The sequence below is a fragment of the Serratia sp. 506_PEND genome (assembly GCF_001076875.1).
GTDB classification, from domain to species: domain Bacteria; phylum Pseudomonadota; class Gammaproteobacteria; order Enterobacterales; family Enterobacteriaceae; genus Serratia; species Serratia marcescens.
This window is the reverse complement of sequence record NZ_JVEL01000419.1, coordinates 1-7,731: the sequence shown is the minus strand read 5'-3', so window position 1 is coordinate 7,731 and position 7,731 is coordinate 1. Positions and strand designations below refer to the sequence as shown.

General features: G+C 65.5%; 6 protein-coding genes. 1 reads left to right on the top strand and 5 read right to left on the bottom strand.

The genetic code is table 11. The annotated features are described in order from the left end of the window. Positions 1-209 precede the first annotated feature (209 nt). The gene (locus tag ADK28_RS15705) at positions 210-953 is read right to left on the bottom strand and encodes a sulfite exporter TauE/SafE family protein (RefSeq protein ID WP_048796054.1); all 744 of its coding nucleotides are present in this window, start codon (positions 951-953) and stop codon (positions 210-212) included. Between the two features lie 107 nt (positions 954-1,060). On the opposite strand from ADK28_RS15705, the gene ADK28_RS15700 reads away from it, so the two are divergent. Next, positions 1,061-1,942, top strand: a complete 882-nt coding sequence (locus tag ADK28_RS15700) for a LysR family transcriptional regulator (protein WP_048796053.1) — start codon at positions 1,061-1,063, stop codon at positions 1,940-1,942. Between the two features lie 6 nt (positions 1,943-1,948). Here the strand turns inward: ADK28_RS15700 and ADK28_RS15695 are convergent, their stop codons facing one another. The 4 genes from ADK28_RS15695 to ADK28_RS15680 form a co-directional block, all read right to left on the bottom strand. After that, complete coding sequence (locus tag ADK28_RS15695) at positions 1,949-5,518, bottom strand: molybdopterin cofactor-binding domain-containing protein (RefSeq protein WP_048796052.1); 3,570 nt, start codon at positions 5,516-5,518, stop codon at positions 1,949-1,951. Continuing rightward, the gene (locus ADK28_RS15690) at positions 5,511-6,053 is read right to left on the bottom strand and encodes a (2Fe-2S)-binding protein (RefSeq protein WP_033640422.1); all 543 of its coding nucleotides are present in this window, start codon (positions 6,051-6,053) and stop codon (positions 5,511-5,513) included. The genes ADK28_RS15695 and ADK28_RS15690 overlap by 8 nt, the downstream gene beginning before the upstream one ends. Positions 6,054-6,138: 85 nt before the next feature. Further along, positions 6,139-6,612, bottom strand: a complete 474-nt coding sequence (locus ADK28_RS15685; protein ID WP_028128198.1) for a MarR family winged helix-turn-helix transcriptional regulator — start codon at positions 6,610-6,612, stop codon at positions 6,139-6,141. Positions 6,613-6,678: 66 nt separating this feature from the next. Continuing rightward, positions 6,679-7,731: 2,5-dihydroxypyridine 5,6-dioxygenase (locus tag ADK28_RS15680; protein ID WP_065429417.1), on the bottom strand; the 1,053-nt coding region annotated here is incomplete at its 5' end.

Below are 7,731 nucleotides of genomic sequence, written 5' to 3'. Positions count from 1 at the left end.
ATACTCTCCTATGGGTTTACTGGTTTTACAGTCATTAAAAATAGCTGTAGTGGCAAAAGTAAAACACACTAATAACAATCCATAACTATCCTGTATTTCATGAAAAAACCAATAAGAAAAGTGTGTTCTAAACATTGCAACCCATCATATTAAAATAAAACCCGGAATAATATACCGAACCTAATTACACGTAGGCACTATCGATTCAATTAATTGAATCGCCAAATAATCTCAACGCCCAAGATTAATAACCCAATAAAGAAGAGGCGGCGGAACAGCTGCGGGCGCCAATGACGACGCACCCTCTCCCCCAGCCACATGCCGGCAAGCGCCGGCAACAGCGCCAACAGCGAACCGCCGAGCAGCGTAGCGGGCAGCGCCTGATGCCAGGCTAATCCGGCGGCCAGCGCCAGCGTCGAGACGGTGAACGACAACCCCAGCGCCTGCACCAGATCGTCACGCGCCAGGCCCAATGCGTTCAGATAGGGCACCGCCGGTATGACGAATACGCCGGTGGCGCCGGTCAACGTACCGGTCACCAGGCCACACAGCGGTCCCAGCCAAGGCTCTGCCGTGGCGGAAACGCGCCAGTCGAAACGGGTAAAACCCAGCAGCGCATAGCCGATCAGGCAAACGCCCAGCGCCAGCGGCGCCAGGCGGCCGTCGATGTCGGTGAGCGCGCCGGCGCTCAGCAACGTGCCCAGCATGACGCAGAGCATCATCGGCCAGAGCCGCCGGCACAGCGCCCCCAACCGCGGCCCGCACAGCAACTGCCACAGATTGGTGATCAACGAGGGCAGCAGCAGCAGCGCGGCGGCCTGCCCCGGCGGCATCATCAGGCTGAGCAACCCCATCGATACCGTCGGCAACCCCAGACCGATCGCCCCTTTGACCGTGCCGGCCAGCGTAAAAATGCCCGTCAGGGCGATAATCTCGAGTAACGTCAGCGACATGCGTCTATCCTTATGGCGAATCAACGGCCCGATTGTGGCCGGCGCCGCGCCGCGGCACAATGCGGCAATGGCAGAGCCTGCCTGCGGCAAAGACAGAGGAAGAACGCATGCATTTTGACTTTATCGATCTGCGGCTGTTGGCGGCGGTGCTCGAAACCGGCAGCATCACCGCCGGCGCCGAGCGCGTCGGGCTGTCGCTGGCCGCCGCCAGCGCCCGCATGCGCGGGCTGGAACAACAGGCCGGCGTGGCGCTGTTGACGCGCAATCCGCGCGGCGTCCAGGCGACGCCGGCCGGTGAGCGCCTGTTGCAACACGCGCGTGTGCTGCTGCAACAGCGCGACCGGCTGCGGGGTGATATGGCCGAGTTCGCGCCGGGCCAGCGCAGCCAGCTGTGCATCGTCGCCAATACCGTCGCCGCCGACGCTTTTCTGCCGGAGCTGTTGGCGGATTTTCTGGTGCTGCACCCGCACACCGACATCGCGCTGGAGGAGCTGCCCAGCCCGGCCATCGCGCAGGCCATCGCCGAACGGGCGGCGGATATCGGCATCGTGGCGGACCACGCCGATCTGCGCGGGCTGACAAGTTACCCTTTTCGCCAGGATCGTCTGGTGCTGGCGCTGCCGCCAGGGCATGCGCTCAGCGGCCGCCGCACGCTCAGCTTTGCGGACGCCCTGCCTTTTGATTTCATCGGTCTGCCGGAAGAGAGTGCGCTGCAACAGCATCTGGAACAGCTGGCGATACGCAGCGGCGGCCCGATGCGGCTGCGGGCGCGTGCGGCTAATTTCGACGCCATCTGCCGCATGGTGCTGCGCGGCGCCGGGCTGGCGGTGGTGCCGGAAGAGAGCGCCCAACGCCATCCGGAGATCCGACACGGCGCCCTGCCGCTGACGGACGAGTGGGCGACCCGGCGTCTGTCGATCGCGGTGCGTGACCTGGCGCAGCTGCCGCTGCCGGCGCAGCGGCTGGTGGCGTTCCTGCGCCAAGCCTGAGGCGGCTCAGTGCGTGCCCGGCTCTGCGCGCAGCCGCGCCACCTGAGCCTCCACGTCGCGCCAGGCCGGTTTGTCGCCGGCATAGCGTTGGCGCAGATAATTCACCAGCGCCGTCACCTGCCGATCGGAAAAGCTGTCCTTAAAGCCCGGCATAAAGCCCAATTCGGCGGTGGCCGGTTTGGGGATCCCTTGCAGGATCACCTTGATCAGGTTATCGGGGCGATCGCTGAAGATATTGGTGTTATTGGCCAGATCCGGGCTGACGCCGAACAGCTGCGGCCCGCCGGCGGCGGCGCTGTGGCAGGCCTGGCAAGCGCCCTGAAACAACCGCTCGCCCGCCAGTTGACCCGCAGGCAACGCGCGGGCCGCCAACTGCGCCTGCGGTTCCACATTCAGCGTCGCCTTGGCGCTCAGCGACATCACATAGTTGGCCATCGCCCGCAGATCGCTCTGCGGCAACGTCGCCAGTTCGCTGACCACCGGCCCCATCGGCCCGGCCGCCACGCCGTGCTCGGCGGAATGCCCGCTGCGGAAGTACTGAAACAGCTGTTCCTCGGTCCAGGGTTTGTCCGCGTTGGCCAATTGATTCAGCGCCGGCGCTTCCCACCCGTCCACCATCCCCCCCGCCAGGAAAGCCGCGCCGCCCTTTTCCGCCCCCAGCAGATTGCGCGGCGAATGGCAGGCGGCGCAGTGACCGAGCCCGTTGACCAGATAGGCGCCGCGGTTCCACTGCGCGCTTTGTTGCGGATCGGGTTGATATTCCCCCTGGCGCAGGAACAGCGCGTTCCAGCCCGCCATCAGCGGCCGCAGGTTAAACGGGAAGCGCATCTGATTGGCCGGATTGCTCTGGCGCACCGCCGGTTGCGACATCAGATAAGCGTACAGCGCCTGCATGTCGCCGTCGGTCATTTTACTGAAGGCGGTATAAGGAAATGCCGGATAGAGGTGGCGGCCGTCGCGGGCGATGCCCTGACNCATCGCCCGATCGAATGCGGTAAACGACCAGTTGCCGATGCCGGTTGCCACGTCCGGGGTAATGTTGGTGCTGTAGAGCGTGCCGAACGGCGTCGCCATCGCCAACCCGCCGGCGTTGGTCGCCCCTTCCGACGCGGTATGGCAAACCGCGCAGTCTCCGGCGGCGGCCAATTGACGGCCGCGCTCCAGCGTGGCGGCCGACCAGGTGCCGGCGCCGGGCGTCGCCACCGGCGCGATCTCCGCCCGCCACGGCAAGGCGCTGCCGGCGATGCCCAGCACGGCGCCGAACAGCCCCGCCGCGCCGCCGAACCACCATTTGCCGCGCTTCTTTTTCTTGGGCGGCGCGGCCTGCCGCTCGGCGTCCGGCCCGTTCAGCGCCTCTCGCAGCTTGTCCGAGGTGATCGGCAGCTCGCGAAAACGAATGCCGGTGGCGTCGAACACCGCGTTGGCGATGGCCGCCGCGCTGGGCACCGACGCCGACTCCCCGGCGCCCAGCGGCGGATCGTAAGGGCGCGGCATCATCACCACGTCCACCTCCGGCACCTCCGGGAAGGTCAGGATCGGGTAAGCCCCCCACTCTTTGGCGGAGACCGTCGATTCCTCAAAGGTCACGCGCTCTTTCAATACCCGGCTGGTCGATTGCAATACGTTGCCGTGAATTTGGTGGCGCACGCCGTCCGGGTTAACCATCATGCCGGCGTCGTGGCCGACCACGATGCGCGTTACCGCCACTTCGCCGCTGGCTTTGTCGATCGCCACGTCGGCCACCCAGGCGGCCCAGGCCGCGCCAAAGCCGGGAAACTTGCTGTGGATGTAACGGGCGTAGGCAAAGCCGCGCCCGCGCAGCACGCCGTCTTCCGCCGGGGTCTGCATCGGTTCGGTATGCGGCGTCCAGCCGGCGCGTTCTGCGGTGCTGCGCATCAGTTCACTGGCGCGTTCATCATGGATGTAGCGCAGCCGATACTCCAGCGGATCGACGCCGGCGGCGTGGGCCAGCTCATCGATATAAGACTCGTGGGCGAAGGTGTTGGGCAAGGCGGAAACGCCACGCATCCAGGAGGCGCGCACGATCGGCGCCATGTCCTCGATGCTGACGCGCAGCGCCGGATACTCATAAGGCGGCACCGAGGTGCGGTCGCCCATTTCATAGGCCACCGGCAGCGGCTCGACTCGGCCGGTCAGCAACAGCGCCAGCGTCGGCGCGCCGTTGGAAGGATAATAGGTGCGAAAATCGTAGGCGACCGGGTGCCCGGCGGCGTCCAGCCCGCCGTCCACCTCCATCAGCTGCGCCGTGCCCTTCGGTTCCCACACATGCTCTTGCTCGCGGGTCAGCTGCACCCGCACCGGCCGGCCCACCGCGCGCGACAGCAGCGCCGCGTCGGCGCAGACGTCATCGGCGCAATTGCGGCCATAGCAGCCGGCCGCCTCCATGCGAACGATCTCGATCTGCGCTTCCGGGTACTCCAGCAGCCAGGCCAGATCGGCGCGCAGCAGGTGCGGGTTCTGGCTGCCTGACCAGACCTGCAGGCGCTCCGGCCGGTAGTCCGCCAGCGCGCAGGAAGGGCCAATCGAGGCATGAAGCTGATACGGCCACAGGTAGCTGCGGGTGAAACGCCTGTCAGCCGCCGCCAGCGCCGCGTCTACGTCGCCGGTATCGTGCACCACCCGGGTCGAATGCGGGTTGTCGCGCAGCGCCTGCGCCACGTCGGTCATCTGCGGCAAATTGCGGCGCCAGTCTTTCCAACTGACCTGCAGCGCCTGCGCCGCCTTAATCGCCTGCTCTTCGCGCTCGGCGACAATGCCGATGAAATCGCCGATCACCACCAGTTTGACGATGCCGGGAATATGCGCGATCGAGGTTTCGTCCACCGCCAGCAGACTGGTGCCGACGAATTCGCCGCTGTCATACCCGGCATAGGGCGGCCGCACCACCCGGCCATGCAGCATGTTCGGCAGGCGCATATCGTGTACGTAGGTGGTTTCGCCGGTCGCCTTGGCCGGAATATCGACGCGCGCGGCGCTGGTGCCCACCAGGCGATATTCCGCCTGCGGTTTCAGCGGCGCGTCGCCGGAAATCGGCAGTTCGACATGGTCGCCGGCCACCAGCTCGGCGTAGCTGAGCGCCTGCCCCTGCGGGCTGCGGATCACGCCCTCTTCCAGCGTCAGCTGTTCCACCGGCGCATCGAAGCGCTGCGCCGCCTGGCGCAACAGCCAACGGCGCGCCTCGGCGGCGGCGTTGCGCAGCGGCACGGCGGAGATCTGCAGCGTGGCGCTGGCGATGGTGGCGCCCTGATTCGGCGCGCGTTCGGTATCGCCCAACACCATTTGCACCTGATCCATGCGCAGGTACAGCTCTTCGGCGACGATCTGCCCGAGCGCGGTGCGCACGCCGGTGCCGAGATCGACATGGCCGTTAAAGGCATAGATTTCGCCGCTGCCGCACAGGGCGATAAACAGCCCCTGCTCTTTGGGCTTCAGCACCGGCGTTTGCCCCTTGGGCACCAGCCCCGGCGGCGGTTGCACGCTGTCGACGATCAGCAGCACGCCGTCGCGCTGCAGCAAGTCGGCCTGGCTCGGCGATGGGACACGGGAATCAGTCATGGGCGTGGGCGTCCTCATCGCGGCAGAGAATGATGGCGCGCTGAACCGCACGCAGGATTTCGAGATGGGTGCCGCAGCGGCACAGGTTGCCGGACAGCGCCTGACGGATCTCCGCCTCGCTCGGGGCGGGATTGCGATCCAACAGGGCTTTGGTGGTCATGATCATGCCATTGAGACAGTAGCCGCATTGCGCCGCCTGCTCTTCGATAAAGGCACGCTGCACCGGGTGCGGGCGCTGGCGATCGCCAAGGCCTTCCAGGGTCACGATCGCCCGGCCGGACACGCCGAGCGCCGGGATCACGCAGGAGCGCGCCGCCACGCCGTCGATCAGCACGGTGCACGCGCCGCATTCGCCCAGGCCGCAGCCGTATTTCGGGCCGTTGAGCGCCAGATCGTTGCGCAGTACCAGCAAGAGCGGCGTATCCGCCATCACCTGCGCATGAAGCTGTTCGCCGTTCACCGACAGCATCAGCGGATGCTCCGTCAGCGTGGTTTTCGCGCCGTCCCTGGGCGATTGCACTTCAGATATCGCCATTGTTCGCGTCTCCGCCTGCACGTGATGATCTTATGGGCTGGCCTCTCGCCGCCGACCACCAGGCAACCGACGTTGCGCGGGCGAATCAGCCGGTGGCAGGTTCTTCCAGCATTTTATTCAGCAGGAATATCAGCGCTATCCGTTCGGCCGGGTTCAGCGTACCGAACGTCAGTTCTGTGATTTTCGCCGCCTGCGGCACCGTTTCCGCCAGCAGCGCGCCGCCGGCGTCGGTGAGGCCGACCACCACCTTGCGCCGATCGATCGGATCCGGCGTCACCGTGATCAGATCGCGCGCCTTCAGCCGTTCGACGATGCCGCGGATGGTGGCCTGATCCACCGCCGTCACCTGCACCAGCTCGGTCAGCGAGCTCGGCCCCATATCGCGCACCGCGCACAGGGTGATGAACTGCACCGCCGTCAGCTGCGAATCGCCGACGTTTTGCTGGAAAATCGCCACGTGGCGCTGATAAACCTTGCGCAGCAGGTGCCCGACTTGCTCGGTAAAATGATAATTTTCGGGTTGGCCGCTCACGGCTGACGGGTATTCGGGGGGCGTCATTGCGTTACTCTCACCATCTATGGAATCCACGAGAATAGTACAAACCCCCGCCGTTGGCAGCAACGATTACGCCCGGCGCACGCGCGACGCCTCCGGCGCCACCACTTCACCGTCCGCCACCACCGTTTGCCCGTCGAGGCGAATGTCGCAGCGGCGCAGCGCGATATCCATATGGCAAGGCGTTTTGCGCGTGCCGCCCACTTCGGTGTTCGGCCCGGTGGAGAACAGAAAGTTGCCGTAGAACGCGCGCGCGTCCATGCACATGCCGTCGTTCTTGTCGTGCAGGCCCATCGCCGTCCACTGGGCGCGCGGCTGCAGACCCCAGCCGATATGCGAGATGCCGTACACCTCCGGATCGTCGAAGTATTTCATGTATTCGCGCAGGTATTCCGCCTCAAAGCCGCCGTGAATGCGAGTGACGAACCCTTGTTCGATCTCCAGCGTGATGCGTTCGCGCGCATAGCTTTTGAACGGCAGCAAGATATCGCCGACCTCCAGCACCAGCACCCCTTCCGCCTGCTCCTCATTCGGCCAGGTGAACAGGAAACCGCTCGGCCAGTGATCCCAGCGCCCCGGTTCATCGGCATAGCCGTACTCAGTCACCGTCGGGTATTGCCCGAGCGGCGCGCGGAAATCGCTGCCGGCGGCGGAGGTTACCTGCATCAGCTTCGCCTGCTCCAGCACGGCGGCGGCGGCCAGCACCCGCGCCTTGTCCTCCGCGTTGGGCAACATGCGCGCCAGCACCTCCGGCGGCTCCACCGCCAGCAGGATGCGGGTGCCGGTTTTCAGGATCTGTTCCTGCTCCGGCGAATGCAGCAACATCATGGTATCGACGATCAGGTCGGCGGCCTCCAGCGCACGCTGCGCCGCCAGATTGCCGGTCAGCGCAGTATCGCCGCAATAGGCGGTCATGTCGTTGCCCATCGCTCGCGGATGGTTGAACGCCGGCAGTTCGACGGCATACACCTTGGCGCCCAGCCGCAGCGCTGCGTCGGTCGCGGCGCGCACCGTGCGCGCATCGGAATAATGGCTTTTCAAAATCGCCACGCTCTGCGAAGCATCGACCTTCGACAGCGTAAGCACCTGCTCGAACAGCTGTACCAACTGGGTTTCATTGAC

Bases quoted from the DNA above. Each gene is read 5' to 3' on its own strand.
- ADK28_RS15685 (WP_028128198.1), bottom strand. From the start codon at position 6,612: ATGACGCCCCCCGAATACCCGTCAGCCGTGAGCGGCCAACCCGAAAAT.
- ADK28_RS15705 (WP_048796054.1), bottom strand. From the start codon at position 953: ATGTCGCTGACGTTACTCGAGATTATCGCCCTGACGGGCATTTTTACG.
- ADK28_RS15690 (WP_033640422.1), bottom strand. From the start codon at position 6,053: ATGGCGATATCTGAAGTGCAATCGCCCAGGGACGGCGCGAAAACCACG.
- ADK28_RS15700 (WP_048796053.1), top strand. From the start codon at position 1,061: ATGCATTTTGACTTTATCGATCTGCGGCTGTTGGCGGCGGTGCTCGAA.